This window comes from Paenibacillus sp. H1-7 (genome assembly GCF_022354825.1).
In the GTDB taxonomy this organism is placed as follows: Bacteria; Bacillota; Bacilli; order Paenibacillales; family NBRC-103111; genus Paenibacillus_S.
In genome coordinates, this window is record NZ_CP031168.1 from 5701760 (window position 1) to 5719511 (window position 17752).

General features: G+C 50.5%; 20 protein-coding genes. 5 read left to right on the forward strand and 15 right to left on the reverse strand.

The features are described from left to right. Positions 1 to 17: 17 nt before the first annotated feature. The 7 genes from DVH26_RS25065 to aroA form a co-directional block, all read right to left on the reverse strand. The gene (locus tag DVH26_RS25065) at positions 18 to 350 is read right to left on the reverse strand and encodes a spore coat protein (RefSeq protein WP_239626662.1); all 333 of its coding nucleotides are present in this window, start codon (positions 348 to 350) and stop codon (positions 18 to 20) included. Between the two features lie 28 nt (positions 351 to 378). After that, entirely contained in the window at positions 379 to 594 is a 216-nt protein-coding gene (locus DVH26_RS25070; protein WP_239626663.1) for a hypothetical protein, read from the reverse strand. A 113-nt stretch (positions 595 to 707) separates the two neighbouring features. Next, positions 708 to 1379: a hypothetical protein gene (locus DVH26_RS25075; protein WP_239626664.1), complete on the reverse strand. Its 672-nt coding sequence runs from the start codon at positions 1377 to 1379 to the stop codon at positions 708 to 710. A 131-nt stretch (positions 1380 to 1510) separates the two neighbouring features. Next, a complete protein-coding gene (thiE, locus tag DVH26_RS25080) occupies positions 1511 to 2110 on the reverse strand; it encodes a thiamine phosphate synthase (RefSeq protein ID WP_239635480.1) in 600 nt (199 codons plus the stop codon). A 47-nt stretch (positions 2111 to 2157) separates the two neighbouring features. Further along, entirely contained in the window at positions 2158 to 2583 is a 426-nt protein-coding gene (locus DVH26_RS25085) for a CoA-binding protein (protein WP_239626665.1), read from the reverse strand. Positions 2584 to 2596: 13 nt separating this feature from the next. After that, positions 2597 to 3412, reverse strand: a complete 816-nt coding sequence (locus tag DVH26_RS25090) for a C39 family peptidase (RefSeq protein WP_239626666.1) — start codon at positions 3410 to 3412, stop codon at positions 2597 to 2599. Between the two features lie 70 nt (positions 3413 to 3482). After that, positions 3483 to 4778, reverse strand: coding sequence for a 3-phosphoshikimate 1-carboxyvinyltransferase (gene aroA / locus DVH26_RS25095; protein WP_239626668.1), 1296 nt, complete (start codon positions 4776 to 4778; stop codon positions 3483 to 3485). 184 nt (positions 4779 to 4962) lie between these two features. Here aroA and DVH26_RS25100 point away from each other — a divergent pair, with 184 nt between their 5' ends. Then, positions 4963 to 5256: a rhodanese-like domain-containing protein gene (locus DVH26_RS25100; RefSeq protein ID WP_239626670.1), complete on the forward strand. Its 294-nt coding sequence runs from the start codon at positions 4963 to 4965 to the stop codon at positions 5254 to 5256. Positions 5257 to 5259: 3 nt separating this feature from the next. Here DVH26_RS25100 and DVH26_RS25105 read toward each other — a convergent pair whose 3' ends face one another. Then, positions 5260 to 5766: a shikimate kinase gene (locus tag DVH26_RS25105; protein ID WP_239626672.1), complete on the reverse strand. Its 507-nt coding sequence runs from the start codon at positions 5764 to 5766 to the stop codon at positions 5260 to 5262. Positions 5767 to 6001: 235 nt separating this feature from the next. Between DVH26_RS25105 and DVH26_RS25110 the strand changes: the two genes are divergently transcribed. Then, complete coding sequence (locus DVH26_RS25110) at positions 6002 to 6271, forward strand: hypothetical protein (RefSeq protein ID WP_239635481.1); 270 nt, start codon at positions 6002 to 6004, stop codon at positions 6269 to 6271. Here the strand turns inward: DVH26_RS25110 and gndA are convergent. The 7 genes from gndA to DVH26_RS25145 form a co-directional block, all read right to left on the reverse strand. Then, a complete protein-coding gene (gene gndA / locus DVH26_RS25115; protein WP_239626674.1) occupies positions 6268 to 7680 on the reverse strand; it encodes an NADP-dependent phosphogluconate dehydrogenase in 1413 nt (470 codons plus the stop codon). The genes DVH26_RS25110 and gndA overlap by 4 nt on opposite strands. A 233-nt stretch (positions 7681 to 7913) precedes the next feature. Then, positions 7914 to 8681 carry an SDR family oxidoreductase gene (locus DVH26_RS25120; RefSeq protein WP_239626677.1) on the reverse strand — a complete coding sequence of 256 codons (768 nt, stop codon included), beginning with the start codon at positions 8679 to 8681 and terminating at the stop codon, positions 7914 to 7916. A 53-nt stretch (positions 8682 to 8734) separates the two neighbouring features. Then, complete coding sequence (locus DVH26_RS25125) at positions 8735 to 10288, reverse strand: gluconokinase (protein WP_239626679.1); 1554 nt, start codon at positions 10286 to 10288, stop codon at positions 8735 to 8737. Beyond that, complete coding sequence (locus tag DVH26_RS25130; protein ID WP_239626682.1) at positions 10285 to 11556, reverse strand: nickel pincer cofactor-dependent isomerase, group 22; 1272 nt, start codon at positions 11554 to 11556, stop codon at positions 10285 to 10287. Before DVH26_RS25130 ends, DVH26_RS25125 begins: the two co-directional genes overlap by 4 nt. 1 nt (position 11557) lies before the next feature. Beyond that, the gene (locus DVH26_RS25135) at positions 11558 to 12568 is read right to left on the reverse strand and encodes a LacI family DNA-binding transcriptional regulator (protein WP_239626684.1); all 1011 of its coding nucleotides are present in this window, start codon (positions 12566 to 12568) and stop codon (positions 11558 to 11560) included. Between the two features lie 143 nt (positions 12569 to 12711). Beyond that, positions 12712 to 13308: a hypothetical protein gene (locus tag DVH26_RS25140; RefSeq protein ID WP_239626686.1), complete on the reverse strand. Its 597-nt coding sequence runs from the start codon at positions 13306 to 13308 to the stop codon at positions 12712 to 12714. A gap of 411 nt (positions 13309 to 13719) precedes the next feature. Continuing rightward, entirely contained in the window at positions 13720 to 14649 is a 930-nt protein-coding gene (locus DVH26_RS25145) for a stalk domain-containing protein (RefSeq protein WP_239626689.1), read from the reverse strand. Between the two features lie 320 nt (positions 14650 to 14969). Here DVH26_RS25145 and DVH26_RS25150 point away from each other — a divergent pair, with 320 nt between their 5' ends. The 3 genes from DVH26_RS25150 to DVH26_RS25160 are packed head-to-tail and all read left to right on the forward strand — an operon-like array spanning position 14970 to position 17621. Continuing rightward, positions 14970 to 15809, forward strand: coding sequence for an ABC transporter ATP-binding protein (locus DVH26_RS25150; RefSeq protein ID WP_239626691.1), 840 nt, complete (start codon positions 14970 to 14972; stop codon positions 15807 to 15809). Continuing rightward, positions 15742 to 16506 (forward strand): ABC transporter permease, encoded by a 765-nt coding sequence (locus tag DVH26_RS25155; RefSeq protein WP_239626693.1) that lies wholly within the window; start codon positions 15742 to 15744, stop codon positions 16504 to 16506. The genes DVH26_RS25150 and DVH26_RS25155 overlap by 68 nt, the downstream gene beginning before the upstream one ends. 53 nt (positions 16507 to 16559) lie before the next feature. Further along, on the forward strand, positions 16560 to 17621 hold the full coding sequence (locus tag DVH26_RS25160) for an ABC transporter substrate-binding protein (protein ID WP_239626695.1): 1062 nt from the start codon (positions 16560 to 16562) through the stop codon (positions 17619 to 17621). Positions 17622 to 17752: the final 131 nt, after the last annotated feature.

Here is a 17752-nt window from a genome sequence, read left to right on the forward strand (position 1 = left end):
GCTGTGCAGTCTTTATATTATGAAAAGCTCGGGAATTGTGTGGAATAGCCGCTAAACTGCTGCTGGGCTTGTGAAATCTCCTGTTTATCGGCAGCTTTCATCTTGTACCAGCCCTTCTCAAACATCAGATTGAACAGCTGCCACTGCGCTTCATGCTGGGCTTGAAGAATGGATGCTACCGTCTTGCGAAGCTCCGGGTTTTGCACCTCGTTGATCCCGGTATTAAATCCGCTGGATAAATACTTTTGCATCGATAAAATGTCATTGATCCGGTCTCTGTCGTTCATTTGCGGACCTTTGACCTGAGGCAGCTCTCCGGATTGAGGCTTGGCAATTTCCATAGTTGGCATTAGCGTGTTCTCCCTTCCGTTACATGTATTATTGCAAATGCTTCAATAGACTGTTGTAATGATCCAGGTGCTGTTGACCGGTTTGCTCCAGTAATTGCTTGATTTGAGGATCCTGGCATTGTTCGGCGCTATCTTTGCATTTCTTCATGGCTAGCAGCTCCCACGATAAAAAATCCTTGATGTAGCTGAACTCTTTCTCCGAGAGCAAATTGCGGTCAGCGGTCATATTTTGCTGATTGTTCATTTGTTCCACCTCTTTGCCTTAGTGAATTCATGAATTTATTACAGTGATAAAACCTTTATCGAGGCTTAAAAGTAAAGCGGGCCTTATCGGCCCGCTAAATCAGTGGATACCTCTTAATACTGGTATCGGTTGAAATTCATGCTTGCAGCACCGAAGCTGCTTTGCGACGGTTGAGTGGAATCGGCTCTCAAGTACGCGTCATGACCAGCTTGGTTCCCGCGGTAGTTCGCAGTATGGTACGATTGCGGGGACTGGGATTGAAATTGGCTGTAAGGCTGGGAAGAAGCGAACTGGCTGCTGATACCGGTATTGAAGGAGTTGAAGCTGGAAGCGCCCATCCCGAACTGGCTTTGAGCTGGCTGAGAGGAATCGGATCTCAAGTAAGCGTCATGGCCCTGTTGGTCTCCACGATAGTTTGCCGTGTGAAAGGATTGAGCGCTTGGTTGTGCGTAAGATTGCTGCGAAAAGTTATTGATGCTGCTGAAGGATGGAGCTTGGCTGGAGAAGCTGCTTACATATTGGCTTTGAGCCGGTTGGGAGGAATCCGATCTCAAATAGGCATCGTGTCCTTGCTGATTGCCGCGATAGTTCGAAGTATGATAAGACTGAGCGCCTTGGAAGCCGGAGCTTTGGAATTGGTTGTTCATACCAGAGTTATTGGATTGGTTATACTGGGATTGGACATAGCCGATCGGTTGGTACTTTGTTTCCAATCCGCGGTATTGGGACATCGTATTCCCGGAACCGTATTGTTGGAAATTGCTTTGTTGGTAGTTTTGGTACATAAGAAAAATCCTCCTTAGGAAGTTTGGAAGTCTTCCGGGTCCGGTCAATTAACATAAACCGCGCTCTTCCAGAAGCCTTTCTTATTGTCTCTAAGGAGGATTTATTTTATTTATGGAAGCTGTTGGAGGTTCTAATGATTCCGGCTTACTTTTTTTGCAAATTCGAGCGCCGCTTCTCGCGGATTGGTTGCACGGGTAATGGCGGAAACAACGGCGACTCCGTCTGCTCCGGCCTGAATGACTTGAACAGCGTTATCGTGCTGAATGCCTCCTATGCCTACCATCGGAATAGACCAGCGTTCGGAAATTTGGCGAATTAAGCCGGTACCGATCGCTTCTCCCGCATCCTTTTTCGTCGAAGTAGCATATACGGCACCTACACCCAAGTAGTCCGCGCCTTGAGACACGGCCCACTCGGCTTCTTCCATCGTTCCTGCCGAGATACCGACGATTTTGTCCTCTCCGAGCAGCTTTCTCGCTTCCAGTCCGGGAATGTCGTCCTGGCCAACGTGGACGCCGTCTGCCTCAAGAAGTATAGCTACGTCTACTCTGTCATTCACCACGAAAGGTACCTTGTACGATCGGCACAAATCCCGCAGCAGCTTCCCCTGCCTGAGCACTTCTCTCAATGTCGCTTCCTTCTCGCGAAGCTGCAGCAGCGTCACTCCGCCTTCCAGAGCTTCCTTGGCGATTTCGAGTGCCGTGCGGCTCCCGTAGCCTTCCAACCCCATTACCAGATATACCGGCAAATGAAGCTTGATCTGATTGCGGAACAACGTTATTTCCCCCTTGGTTGAAGGATGGCGTCCTCGACCTTGATGCAGCGGTCCATAATGACTTCAAGGCCGCCCTCTTTGGCGATGCGGCCGGCTTCTTCATTAATGATATCCTGCTGCAGCCAGAACACCTTGGCTTTAATCTTTACCGCTTCTTCAGCCACAGGCACTACGGTTTCACTGCGGCGGAAGACATTGACGATATTTACCGGCTCCGGAATATCCGATAGCGAAGGATAGGAAGTCTCGCCGAGAATTTCCGTTGCATTCGGATTGACCGGAATAATCCGGTACCCTCTCTTCTGCAACGCTTCCGCGATCATGTATGAGACCCGGTCCGGCTTATCCGACAATCCTACGATGGCGATATTGCCTGCACCCGCCAAAATCTCTTTAATCCGTTCACGAGGTGGATTTTCAAATGCCATATTCCCAGCTCCTTTATGGTTTGGTATAGGACAAAGCTTGACGTCCCATTGCTTCCCACGTTTCAATAAACTGCGCTTTGTCCACTTTTATCTTACTCTTCGCTTGGAGCGGATCGTTGATATAAACGTTGTGCTCGTCGAAGCCGACCAGCAGAACGGCATGCTCCATAAACGTCGTTTGAATCGGTCCGATTGGCGTATCCCATACGACCCATTTGTCCGGAACGTTATAGTTGATCGTCGTCCAGACCACGGACGGGATTCCTTCGCGCAGCTGCTGCTCCAGCTTTTCGAACGGCTCGCGCGTGAAGTCTTCGGCCGTTGGAACGTATTGCTGCATCAGCTCGAACAAGGCCGAGTGGTAAATACCGAAGCCTTTGCCGGCAGCGGTAACCTCGCCTACAAAGCCCGTATTCGGATTGCCCCAATAAGCAATCGACCCGTTGGAATTCAGCTTGAGAGGAGTCGTATCGCGCTTCATTTCCGCAGCCAGCTCCAGCTTGGTTTTGTTGATCCCCAAGTATTGAAACAACATCGTCAAGCTGGTCACTTCGCACCCGCGGGGTAGCTCCGGATACTGCCTGATGACTGGAGCATCCAGCATGGCGGAGCTTGCAGACGGAGGAGCCTCTACCGGCGGCGGTACGGCTTGAACGGTCTGCTGCTGGACTGCCGTTTCGGCATAAGCAATTGCCGCCTCATCCGCAAACCAGTCCCGTCCCGTTATTTTGGCATATAACAATACGCCGAATACTCCGCTGGCAAAAATAAGTCCTCCAATCAGAAAAAAACCGATGGTGACCTGGATTCCTTTCCATAACACCTTCATAAGACTCAACCCGCTTGTTCATGATAAGTACCCGGATGTACTGAGCGATCTTCTGTAAGCCAAGGGGATGCTACTCTTTGACAAGCTCAATCTGCGCTCCCAAGGATAACAGATGATCGAAATAATTCGGATACGATTTGGCGACATGGTGCGCGTCATTGATCACGAGGCCTTGCTCGGAGCGCAAGCCCACGACGGTTAGCGCCATGATGACGCGATGATCAAAATGCGCGTTGATTTCTACGCCGCCCGGTACGCCTTGCGGACGGCCGTGGATAATGATCTCGCTTTGCCGTTCTTCCACATCGGCACCGGCTTTGCGGAGCTCGTTAACATAATCGGTAATCCGGTCGCACTCTTTGTAACGCAAGTTTTCTACATTGTAAAAACGGGATGTGCCTTCGGCAAATACGGCTGCGGCTACCATCGCCAGCACGGCATCGGTAAAATGATCGCCGTCGAATTCACCCGCTGTGAGCCGCTGATTCCCCAATACATGAACAACGCCGTTCTCATGAGTCAGGTTCACGCCCATAGCCCGAAGCACATCGACGACAGCCTTTTCCCCTTGTCTGCTCTTCTCTTCAAGCCGGAGCACTTTGACATCGGAATTCGTTACGGCCGCTGCGGCCAATATGGCTGCGGAGCCGGGATAGTCGCCTTGTACGACGTATTTTTGCGGCAAATACTTTTGACGGCCCGGAATTTTGTAATGCATCAGATCGTCCGTTGCTTCGATCTTGACTCCCGCTTGAGCGATAACCTCCAGCGTTTGTCCTACGATGACTTTGGATTTGAGATCGTGCAGAACTTCAATCTCGCTGTCTTCATCCAGCAGCGGTGTCATAAACAGCAGGGAGCTAAGGAACTGGGAGCTCACGTTGCCCGATACCTTGATCTTGCCGCCGCGAGGCTTGCCGCCGCGAATCGTAATCGGCAGTTTTCCTTCGCGATGCTCGATTTCGATCCCCATCTGCTGGAGCGCATCGATCAAATCGTCGTGAGGACGTTTCCCGAGGGAATCCGGATACTTGTTGATGAACGTCAACTCAGGGCAAAATGCCGCGATCGACATCAAAAAACGGAGCACCGCGCCTGCATTGCCTACGTTCAGTTCCGACACATGCTTCGGATTGCGGCCGAAGCCTTGAATCGTCATCTTCTCTTCGTCTTCCTCGACGACGGCTCCCAAGTCACGAATACAGCGGCGCATTGCATCACTGTCTTCACTGTGGGCAGGATAATAGATGGTGCTTGTCCCTTCCGCCAGTGCAGCGATCAGCATGTATCTGGTCGTATAGTTTTTGGAGGATAACGCGTTGATAGTTCCCTCTAGTTTATTTGTCGGTTTTACAATAGCTTTCATGAATATGTATCTCTCCTGTTCTGCGAAAAAATTGTGAATGATTTTCCTATGCAGATTACAGCCAGTTTACCATACGCCCTATGGGATGGAAACCGCCAGTTTGACACCAGATCTATTTTCTCTATATCATAGAAATGCAAAAGCTGCATCACCTATTCGACACCCTATTGGAGGTTTCATTAAAATGCAAACGATTACCCCTCAACAGCTAAAACAGCGCCTCGCACAAGGCGAAAAGCTCGATATTATCGATGTTCGGGAAGCCGAGGAGGTTGCTCTGGGAATGATCCCAGGCGCCGTTCACATTCCATTGATGGAAATCCCGGACAGACTGTCGGAAATTCCTAATGACCGTGAAACCATTCTTGTATGCAGAAGCGGCAACCGCAGCGGGAGAGCGTATGACTTCTTGACCGCCCAAGGCTTCACGAAGCTGAAGAATATGAGCGGCGGCATGCTCGAATGGGAGCAGCTCTAATGGCTAGTTGTTCCAATTAGCGATAATCTTGTCCGCGATTTCCTCCAGCGTCAAAGCGCTGGTATCGATCTTTAAATCCGCGAAGTCGTAAGCATGCTTGCGGACTTCCAGCAGCGTATGTACTCTTTCTTCCACATTGCCTTGTACGAGAGGACGGTTCTGATCCTGGCTCACGCGATCAATAATCGTCTTAGCGTCCGCCGTCAACGCGACGACGTAACCCTTCTCCTGCATCACCCTGCGGTTTTGTTCCGACAAAACCGCACCGCCTCCGGTGGCCACAATCTGATTCGTCCTCTCCAGCGAAGCGCGTATCACTTCACTCTCCACTTGCCTGAACCCCGCTTCTCCGATCGTTGCGAACATTTCGCTGATCGTAACCCCTTGCCTAGCTTCAATCTCATCGTCCGTATTGGCAAAGTGCCAGCCCAATCGTTCCGACAGCACCTTCCCTACCGACGTCTTACCTGTTCCCATAAAGCCTATAAGCACAATATTGGACTTTTCCAATGTTTCACACCTCTTGACAACTTCTTTCTAACCTTACAATCATACCATACGTACAGGATGATGAATAGAAACCGTACAAAAATCATAGGATGGAGTGTGAATAAACTCCAGTCATTCTTGCTAAGATGTTACTATGAAACTCATAACAAGGAGAGATGAATCGTTGACGCGTTCAGCCTTGTCGCCTTCTTCAGGCATTGTTCCCAATGCCGTCCAGCATAAGCTGGAGCAAATTATGGACCCCGCTCATTCGTTGTGCAGAGAGGACGTCGTATGGATCCTGGAATATATTAAAAAAAAGGTGGCTGAAGAAGATCCTCATTTGATGGACCTTTCCCAACCACGCTTATTACAAAACTTTCGTTATTTTGCGGAAATATCGTTAATGCTCATTCAGCGCCGCAACGGCTTCGACCAGGAAGCCGACCGACTGCAAACCTGGATTGCCGAGGCTTCCTTCGGCCTGCATCCGGCTAAACCGCCCAGCGACAGAAAGAGATCTTAATTTTCCATCCAGTTGAAGTGGAAAGAGCCTTCTTTGTCCAAACGCTTGAACGTATGCGCTCCGAAATAGTCGCGCTGAGCTTGCAGCAGGTTAGCAGGCAAGCGCTCCGTACGGTAGCTGTCGTAGTAAGCCAATGCCGATGCGAAGGCAGGTACAGGAATACCGCGGGTTACCGCTGCGGAAACTACCGTTCTCCATGCATCCTGGTAGTTGGTAACTACGCCTTGGAAGTACTCGTCAAGCAGCAGGTTTTTCAATTCAGGGTTGCGATCGTATGCATCCTTGATGTTTTGCAGGAAACGGGCACGGATGATGCAGCCGCCGCGGAAGATCATCGCGATGTTGCCGTACTCGAGTCCCCAGTTATATTCTTCGGATGCCGCTCTCATTTGAGCGAAGCCTTGAGCGTAAGAGCAAATTTTGCTCGCGTACAATGCTTTGCGAACCGCTTCGATGAATTCTTTGCGATCGCCTTCGAACGCAGGTGCTGTAGGACCGTTCAACACTTTGCTTGCGGCAATACGCTCTTCTTTCATTGCGGAAAGGAAACGCGAGAATACCGATTCCGTGATGATGGACAATGGAACGCCCAAATCAAGGGAGCTTTGGCTAGTCCATTTGCCGGTACCTTTTTGACCTGCGGAGTCCAGGATCACGTCAACCATAGGCTTGCCTGTTTCAGGATCCTTCTTCGTAAAGATATCCGTCGTAATTTCGATCAGGTAGCTGTCCAGCTCCCCTTTGTTCCAGTCGGCGAAAATCTCATGAAGCTCTTCGGTGCTGACGTTCAGTACGTCCTTCAACAGCTGGTACGCTTCACAAATCAGCTGCATGTCGCCGTACTCGATACCGTTATGCACCATTTTTACGTAATGGCCGGCACCGTCCGGTCCGATGTATGTGCAGCAAGGATCACCGTTTACTTTAGCGGAGATAGCTGTCAAAATCGGCTCAACCAGCTCATAAGCGTCTCTTTGTCCGCCCGGCATGATGGAAGGACCTTTCAGCGCGCCTTCTTCACCGCCGGATACGCCTGTGCCGATGAAGCGCAAACCGTGCGCGGACAACTCTTTGTTTCTGCGCTGCGTATCAGGGAAATAGGCGTTACCTCCGTCGATGATGATGTCGCCCTCTTCGAGATGCGGGATCAAGGATTCGATCGTAGCGTCGGTGCCCGCACCGGCTTGTACCATGATCAATACTTTGCGAGGCTTCTCCAGAGAAGCTACGAACTCCTCGATGCTGTATGTACCTACCAGGTTTTTCCCTTTCGCTTCTTCGATCAAAGCGTCCGTTTTCTCACGGGAACGGTTATAAACCGAAACGGTGAAGCCTCTGCTTTCGATGTTCAATGCCAGGTTTTTACCCATTACCGCCAATCCGATGACGCCAACTTGTTGTTTTGACATATGGTTTCTCATCCTTCCTTATTTGTAGTTATGAACGATTGGAAATGCATGTTTCCCACTTCGATCTTTGCCGCCTGCTGCTTGACAGTACAATCGGCCGCTTGCCCGTGAAGGAAACCGGGTTGACTAACAGTAAACTTCTTTAGTGCAGCCCGGTTACTGCATCACAGCAAGAAAGCCGGCCGGCTCTGATGCCGCACTTCCGCACTTATCGATAGCAGATCGACAGCGTTTTAGATCGTCATGGCTCCGTAACCGCCGTCGACGCGAAGAAGCGAGCCGGTAACAAAGCTGGACGCTTTGTCCGATGCAAGATATACCGCTGCACCTTGCAGCTCTTCCGCTTCACCGAAACGGTTCATCGGAGTATGGCGCAGAATGGATTCCGTGCGCTCCGGAGAAAGAATCTTGCGGTTTTGCTCAGCCGGGAAAAAGCCCGGAATGATAGCATTGACGCGTACGCGCGCAGGCGCAAACTCACGGGCCAAGAACTTGGTCACGTTGTTAACCGCCGCTTTGGAAGCGGAGTAAGTGAATACTCTCGACAACGGAGGCTCGGAGGATACGGACGAGATGTTGATGATGCTGCCGCCTTCTCCTTTATCCACCATATGTTTCCCAAACACTTGGCAAGCTAACACAACGCTTTTCAGGTTCACGTCCATAATAGCGTCCCATTCTTCCATTTTCAACTCAAAAAATGGAGTTGCGCTGTTCATTCCCGGACAGTTCATCAAAACATCGACGCGGCCTGTCCAAGCCAATACATCCTCAAGCACCTTTTTCAAATCTTCCACGCTCGTTGCATCGGCGGAGAAGGCTTTGGCTTTGCCGCCGACTTCCTCGATCTTTTTCACAACGGCTTCGGATTTCTCCTGATTCCGGCCGACTACGGCCACATTGGCTCCATGGCCTCCCAGCGCAACTGCCATTGCGCCGCCCAGCGTACTGTTACCCCCGATAATAACTGCTGTTTTCCCAGACAAATCAAATAAGTTCATGGAATATCCTCCTCAAAGTTGGTAAGGCTTATGTACCTCTCGTTGGAGTAAGATTACTTCGTATGCTCCTTCTGATAAGCAGCTATCGCATCGAATTCATCCTTCAACTGATGGTACACACGTTGATAAATATTTGTCAACTGTTGGTACAGCTGGTGGTTCTCCGAGTTAGGCAAATGGCTGTGCTGAATCTGCATCCAATTATGCACCGAAGAGAAATCTTGAATTTCGCCCATGGCCAGCATGCCGAGCTGAGCGGCACCCAAGCCGGAGCTTTCGATAGAGTTCGGTACGGCAACGGAGCTTCCTGTGACATCGGCCATACATTGCAGCCAAAACTTCGAACGGGCGAACCCGCCGGAGGCGCGAATTTCTTTGGTCGGTCCGGACAGCTCTTCCAAAGCGCCAAGAACGGAGTTGATCCGGTATACGACGCCTTCCAATACGGCGCGAATCATATGCTTCTTCTGATGGTACAGCGACAAGCCGAAGAACACGCCGCGAGCGTTGGCATTCCAATAAGGAGCGCGTTCGCCGGTGAGAAGCGGCAGGAAGATCAGTCCATCGGAACCGGCTGCAACCTCTTCAGCGAGCGAAGTCAAGTAATCGTAAGGGTCGAGCCCTCTGCGTCTTCCTTCCTCCGCTTCCGCCGTCGCCAGCTGGTCGCGCACCCAGCGGAACATAATGCCGCCGTTGTTGATAGCCCCGCCGACTACCCAGAAATCTTCCTTCAGGGCATAGCAGAACAATCTTCCCTTCGGATCGGTTACAGGCTCCCGCACGACGCCGCGCACGGCTCCGCTCGTCCCGATCGTAACGGCGTATACGCCTTCCTCGAAGGCTCCTACGCCGAGATTGGCAAGCACGCCGTCCGACGCGCCGACAACAAACGGAACATCGGTTGGAAGTCCCATAGCCTGGGCGTATTGTTCCTTCAATCCGGTAAGATAATGCACGGTGGAAACCGGCTCCGACAGCTGCTCTTCACGAACGCCGCAAGCCTTCAAGGCCAGCTCGTCCCACTTTAAATTGCGCAGGTTGAACAAGCCCGTAGCGCTTGCCAGCGAGTAGTCGATAACGAATTTACCGAACAGCTTGGCGAATACATATTCCTTGATACCGATAAATTTATAGGCCTTCTCGAAAATATCCGGCTGGTTGTCACGGAACCACATCAGCTTGAGCAGCGGCGACATCGGGTGCAAAGGCGTCCCGGTGTTCATATAAATTTGATGGCCGTCCAGTTCTTCCTTCAGCTTCTTGACATAGCCTACGCTCCGGTTGTCGGCGAACGTTATGGATTGCGTCAGCAAATTCAGATCGCGGTCAACGGCAATCAAGCTGTGCATAGCGGAGCTGAACGAGACGCACAGCACCTGGCTCGGCAGGATGCGCGCTTTGGCAATGACCGCTTGAATGCCTTGAACCACCGCTTGAAAAATTTCATCCGGATTTTGTTCCGCCATGTCCGGTCTAGGCGTATAAAGCGGATACTCGATCGAGTTCGATGCGAGTACGCGGCCTTCCTTGTCGATAACCAGCGTCTTGGCGCTGGTCGTCCCGAGGTCGGCCGCAATAATATACGGCTTCTGTGAAGTCAAGCTCATTTCTGCAAATTCCCTTCACTGTCAAATTGCAAATCATACGGTTCCGTCAAAATTTCGATATCCGGATGATTCTTCGCTTCCTCAAGCAGGTTGACCGAAATTTCGATTTCACCCAAATGAAGTGTATCCTGGATACGGACAAGCTTACATTTCGTGTAATCTAAAATATTGCACGTTTTCACGCCCGCTTTAATAGCGTAGTAGTCGTTATCCAGCGTCGTGGAAATTTTGGTCGGCGCGCACACGGTGGAGGTCAATCCGTTGACGAACGTTGCCGCACGGTCCATTTGATCCACCAGCCGCTGCGTCGTGAAATCCGCCGTACCTACGCCGTTCGCATTGCCTTTCGTTTCCGGAGTCAAATCCAGCACGATCATCTTCGATACATCCGGTCCGCCATGTGCGTACGGAGTCGGATAACGTCCGGTGACGTTAGGATCCATGCCATCGCCGCTGATGTTCTTACCGATGTAGTCAATAACAAGCACATCGATTTGATCGAACAAAATTTTCGGCAAACGGGCTTTCGCCTCTTCCAGCAGCTCCATTTCACGAGCTTCGATCTGGTCGGCAGGAAGCACCTCGATGCGGCAGGTTTGGTCGTATGCATTCTCTACCAGCGCTACGCCGAATAGAATCGGAAGCTTCTTCAGCATAATATTGGCCATCGCAGGCACGTTCTCGGCCATATATTTGAAGCCGAGCTGATGGCAGGCTTCCGCACCCTTTTGCTTGCCGAGACCGATGGAGATCATCTTCATGATTCCGCTCTCGATGCGTCCGCGGAAGGCGGTGTGCGGCTTCACGCGGTTAATGACCACGATGGCGTCCGCCGTCGAAGCGATTTTATCTACATAGACCGGAAGACCGTTCGGAAGCTCGTCGAGCTTGACGACTTCCATGGAAGAACGGATAGGCGCGCCCATGGCTTCTTCGGTAACGCCAAGATGATGCAGCACTTCTTTTTGACCTTCGGCTGTCGCTCCGCCATGGCTTCCCATGCAAGGGACGATGAACGGATGGCCACCGGCTTGCTTGATCGCATCGATCGTTACCTTCGTGAACAGAGCGATATTGGCTACACCACGGCTTCCAACCGCTACGGCTACCTGCTGGCCCGGCTTAATGCGGTCAACGGTACCCGGCTTTTTCAGCTCCTGCTCCAGCACTTCGGACAAATTCTCGATCTTGGTGCCGTCAAACTTTTGACGGATTTTGACCATTTGCGGAATCGGAATATCTTCAAGTACCTGTCTTAAAATACTCATCTCAAGCGCCTCCTGCAATCGTTTTGACGGAATCCCGGATCACGAGCTCCGTATGGATGAAGATCGTTTCTTTTTTCACTTGTTTATTTTCAATAAGAGACAGCAGCTTGACCGCACCTTCCCGGCTGATTTCCTCAATGGGTCTTCGAACCGTCGTCAGTGCTGGCGATACGAAGCCGGAAAACAACTGATCGTCGAAGCCGACAACCGATATATCTCCCGGAACGGACAGCTGCTTCTCGTGAATCGCTTTGATTGCTCCAAGCGCCATTTCGTCGTTACAGCAAAAAACAGCCGTAGGCGCAGGCTCCAGCTTTAACAGTCGGGCCATGGCGGAATAGCCGCTCTCGACGTCGTAATTCCCGTGTTCCTTGTACTGATCTCTTACGGTTACCCTGTACCGGTGCATTGCTTCCAAATAACCGTCGCGCCGCGCCTGGGTCGATTTGAAATCTTCTTTCCCCTCAATGATGGCGATATTACGGTGCCCTTGGGTAATCAAATACTCGACGATACGGTATGCTCCCCGCTGGTCGTCCGGAATCAGGTTCATGACCGGCATGCTGTCGATCTGACGGTTCAGTACGACAAGCGGAATTTCCCTCTCGGCCACATATTCGATGAACGGCTGGTCTATGGAGCTCTGGCTCATGACGATGATCCCGTCGTAGCTTTTGCGGTTGATTTTCTGGAAATTCTTGTAATCATCGATCCCGCGGACAATCAAATTGTACTGATCTTTTATGACGTCGTTTACACCTTTGACCGCCTCGTACAAGAAGCCCGCCGAGGTACCGGTATGGAGTGTTGAAAAAAACAGACCCAAGTTGTATGATCGATCAAGGACCAGACTTTTGGCACTGTAATTCGGGGTGTAATTCAAGCTTGCCGCCAGCTGCTGGATCCGCTCTTTCGTCTCCTGATTGATGAGCGGGCTGTCATTTAACGCTCTGGAGACCGTCGTATGCGAGACGTTGGCCAGCTTGGCGATGTCTTTGATCGTAACGCTCAATCCTACCACCTCTAAAGTTTATCATATCACACAGCTGCACACGTTAACAACGGACAATTTTTGCGATGGATTGATCTGTTTTGCGATTTTGCGACATGAAAAATGGCCTGTGCCGTCAACACAGACCATGTCAGCCGTCGTTATTACATTTCCAGTTGAAGCATTTCATGCCTTAGTTCCAGCAACCTTTCCTTCGATGTCTTAATTTGTGCGGAATCTCCCGCTTTTATCGCATCAGACAAAGTCGACAATTCATAATCCAGCTCCAGTCGAAGTACGGGAATCCGATCGTCGGGCCGCTTCGACCGAAACGCCTGCATCATTTCCTCCACGGTAACCACCGGCTCCTTCTGAAACAGTACTTTGTGCTCCACGCCCGAAATTTCCACCATTCGGATAATTTCTCCGAACATAATGTTTTCAATTAATATTTGCCGATCCTTAAACCGTTTGACAACCGCGTGGCCGCGCGTATCGCCGATCATTTTCTCCATCAGCTCCGCCAGCTTCTCATCCTTGAAGGAATAGTTGCCGACAATCTTATACCGTTCGCCGATCCGCTGAAACTTCAGCTTCACGAGCTTTCTTCCGGTTCGGATCGATACAATGAACTGCTGTTCGCTCTCGTTCCAATATAACGAGTAGCCTTCCTGAATCAATGCCTTAATGAAGTTACGGATTAGCCGACGGTCAAATCGTAACTCAAGGTTGCAATATTCCACTTCATGACTTTTACTCACGGCAATCCCCTCCCAAATGGTACGTAACCCCGCCATAGCCATCCATTTTCTTTATGCTTTTTTGCCATTCATCGGACAGCCCATCTTTTGATAGAATTTTCAGACAATTCAGTTACTTAATTCTATCTTATTATGAATCATATGATTTAGCAACTTGGATTATTGACTTTTTTTCGCTTAAATTAATCCATTTTTTTCTGCCGGAGCAAGTACCTACAAGCAGGCTGCGTCTCAAATGCTCGTTCCTCCGCATGGAACCAATGCTTGACCGGCGCTTCGCAATACAAAAAAGATCGCCCCTAAGGACGACCTTTGCAACAAAGCAACAGCTGCTGTACAGAAGGAGTGCGCGGCTGGCAGCTGCCGGATAGCAACGTAGCTTTTTACCGCCCTGCACAATACGTCTCCGGCCTATTGCTCCGCTTTCTCTTCCGCTTTTTTGTTTTCTTTCTTCTCCAGCTCTTCGTTCAGGTCGACCCGCTCGATCACGTTCACGGTATAAGTAATGCTGTCGCCGAACCCTGTCCTCTCCAAGCGGATCGTCCCCATGAAATAATGGCTTTGGGTGATGCTGCCCCCGTTGCCTCTTCCGTATAACGATTGGTAAAACAAGTAGCTGTAACGGTCTTCGCCTTCCATTCCCGGTATTTTCTCGATCATGATCGGCTTTGTATTATAGTTGAAATCCTTAATCTTATAGCTTGCCGTACGTTTGACATAATCCTTGAGCTGTTCGATCTTATCGGAATTGGGTTCATCGGCGATGACATAGCCGTCGCGGTTCGTGCGGCTTGGCGCAGGTGCCTTCGTCCACCGCTTCTTAGCCTCAGAATCGCTGACATAAAGCACACCGGTCAGCTTCTCCCTCGACTTTTTCAACCCTTCGGTATCCACTCCCATTCGGCGAAGATCGGATAAGCGGTAAAATACGCCGCTCGTGCCTCCTTCCGCATACACCGTCAGCAGAGGGTATTCCACACCTAAATAAGTGACCATTTGCGACTGGGGAGAACGAAGCGTAAATTCTTCATATATTGCTTCTTTATCCTCAGCAGGCTGCTCGGGATTGATTCTGCTGTTGATGTAAATGGTCTTGTTGTCGCCCTTCCAAATAATATTCGCGCCCAGCATATTCGCCAGCTCCTTGAGCGGCAAATAGCTTTTATCGTTATATATCAGCGGCGGATTCTCCAATGCGACGGGCTTGCCGTCAAGAACAATATTGAAATCAGGACGCAAATAAGCTTCCACCTTCTGCAAAATGTCTTCGGCGAATACGCCCGCGGTAAAAGTTCCGCCCATCAAGGCTCCTAGGATCAGCACTCGTTTCCAACGCTTCATTGCAACTCTCAAACCTTTCTGTTCTTATAATCGATAAACGGCAAAAGCTTGCCGGTAAGCAGCCTTCCTTTATCCCTATTTGACATTGTTCCGTCGGCCGAAACTTTATATTGACAAACATTTTAATTCCGATAAAATAGGTTGGTATAAAGAAAAACCTTGTTTTGCCAGCGGGTTAATCCCTCATTTTGAACATGACCCTATAGTGTATATCGGCCAATGTGCCTTCAAATGTTATAGGATTTGGGAATTGCCTTGCACGCAATGGCTATTTGATCTTACATGAAGAAAAATAGACACACTCGGGGGAGTGAGCATCATTGATCGAGATTAAAGAAGTGAGCAAGACGTTTCATCAGCGTACCGGCGGTTCTTTTACCGCCATCGACAATGTTTCGCTGACCATTCAGAAGGGCGAGTTCGTCTCCCTGTTAGGTCCATCCGGATGCGGAAAATCTACGCTGCTGAACCTCGTAGCCGGACTGGAGCAGGCGGAGCAAGGCGTTATCGCCGTCAACGGGAAGCCTACCAGCACGCCGGGACCCGACCGGGTCGTCGTGTTCCAGGAGCATGCATTATTTCCATGGCTGACCGTACTCGACAACGTGGCGTTCGGCTTGAAGCAAAAGGGAATCGGCAAGAAAGAACGGGAAGCGATGGCGATGGAGCAGATCAAATCCGTTCATCTAAGCAAGTTTGCCGACCGCTACCCGCATGAATTATCCGGGGGGATGAAGCAGAGAGCGGCGATTGCCCGGGCGCTCGCGATGGATCCGGAAATTTTGCTGATGGATGAGCCTTTCGCCGCACTGGACGAACAAACTCGTCTCATTCTCCACAAGGAGCTTGAGGAAATATGGATGCGGACGCGGAAAACGATTCTATTCATCACGCACAACATACGCGAAGCCGTCATTTTGTCGGACCGGGTACTGGTCATGTCCACCCGCCCGGGAACGATCAAGAAGGAATTCGCCGTTCGTGCGGCGAGGCCCCGCGATTTGGCGGACCCCGTTCTCCACCACGTAGAGAGCAGCATTATGGATGCGCTGGCCGATGAGCTGGAAAAAGTGGTAAAGGAGGAAATGGGCGATGAGTACAGCATTAAGAAGAACCATCTTTCTGGTTCTGCTGCTGATAGCATGGGAAGCGGGATTTAGAATTTTCGACTGGGGCTGGAAATTCCCTTCCGTTACTCAGACGTTCCAGGCGTTCTACGACGGATTCGTCCACGGGCAGCTGCTGGGGGCTACGCTGGAAAGTATCCGCAGGCTCCTGACCGCCTTCATTCTTTCTATTCTTATCGGTACGACGCTCGGCTTCCTGTTCGCCAGATACCGCTTCCTGGATGACACGCTCGGTTTTCTGGTCGTCGCTTTGCAGACCGTGCCAAGTATTGCTTGGCTGCCGTTCGCCATCATCTGGTTCGGCATGAACGACTTCTCCGTAATCTTCATTACGACGCTGGGCGCAACATGGACCATGGCGATGTCCAGCAGGACGGGAATCATGAACATCCCTCCCATTTACCTTAAGGCAGCTCAAACGATGGGCACGGGCAACGGGTTCAAGATGTTTTATCAGATTATGGTTCCTGCGGCATTCCCGCATATGATTACCGGCGTTCGGGTTGCATGGGCTTTTGCATGGCGCGCGCTCGTAGCCGGAGAATTGATCGCCAAGGGCATCGGTCTTGGACAGCTGCTGCAGGATGGACGGAATTTGGCGGATACCGCACTTATGCTTTGTATCGTCATTATTATCGCTGTGTTAGGCACACTTTCCGACCATTTCTGCTTCAAGCGGCTGGAGGATAAAATTTTGCTTCGTTATGGATTGGCCGGCAAACAGAAATAACGGCATTCAACTATGAGTGAGTGTTCAAAAAGACTAAAAAGGGGAGTATTTCGATGAGAAAACATGTATCTGTTCTAATCGCCATTTTGATGGTTACCGTACTGGTGCTCTCGGCTTGCGGCAAGAAAGAAGAAGCGCCCAAAGAAGGAGCTGCGGCTGAAGGAGGCAAGTCTGCTGCCGCATCGACAGTTAAGCTGGGGATTTTTAAAAACGTAACGCATGCCCCAGGCTACATCGCATTGGAAAAAGGCTTGTTCCAAAAATATTGGGGCGAGAACGTAAAAATCGACGTCGTAGCGTTCGACAACGGCTCCGACTTCTCCACTGCGCTGGCTACGGGTGAGATCGATCTCGGCTTCGTCGGACCGGGTCCTTCCACCAATCAATACATCAAAAGTAAAAACTTCAAAGTGATCTCCGGTTCCAACAACGGCGGTGCCGTATTGGTAGCCGGCAAAGATTCGGGAATTACAAGCGTCAAGGATTTGCAAGGCAAAGCGGTAGCGATTCCTACCAAAGGCAGCACGAATGAAATTTCGCTGCGCCTGCTGCTGAAAGAGAACAATCTAAACGTAACGACGGACAAATCCGGCGTCAATATTATTGCCCGCGCTCCGGCCGACACGCTGATCGCTATGCGTCAAAAAGAAATCGACGCTACATTGATCCCGGAACCATGGGGCACGCAAATGGAGCAAGAAGGCATCGGCAAAATCATCGTGGACTGGAACAAAATTCCGCCAAATAACGGAAACTATCCGTTGACCATCCTTGTTGCGAGCGACAAATTCCTTACAGAGCATCGCGATATGGCTAAGCAAGCGATCAAAGCCAATGCGGAAGCGATCGATTTCATCAAGAAAAACCCGGATCAATCTTACGAGCTGATCAACAACCGCCTGAAAGCGTTGAGCGGCAAAGGGATGGATCTGGCGCTGATTAAAGCCGCGCTGTCCCGTTTGAACCTGACGACTGACGTAAGCAAGGAAGCAATTGAAGAAATGGCGAAGGTTTCGATTGACGCCGGCTACATTAAAGAGGTTAAAAAAGAGCAGCTCGACCTTAGCAAATTCGTCGACCTTAGCTTGCTGGAAGAAGTCAAAGCGGGTAAGTAAGCTTATCCCGGCCAATATGAATAAGCAACCCCCTATTTCCTCAGAACTTGAAGAGATAGGGGGTTTTCTTACCACAATAGAATTTATAAGATTCCGAGGTCATCGGATGTAAAAATTCTATTTGGCGATAA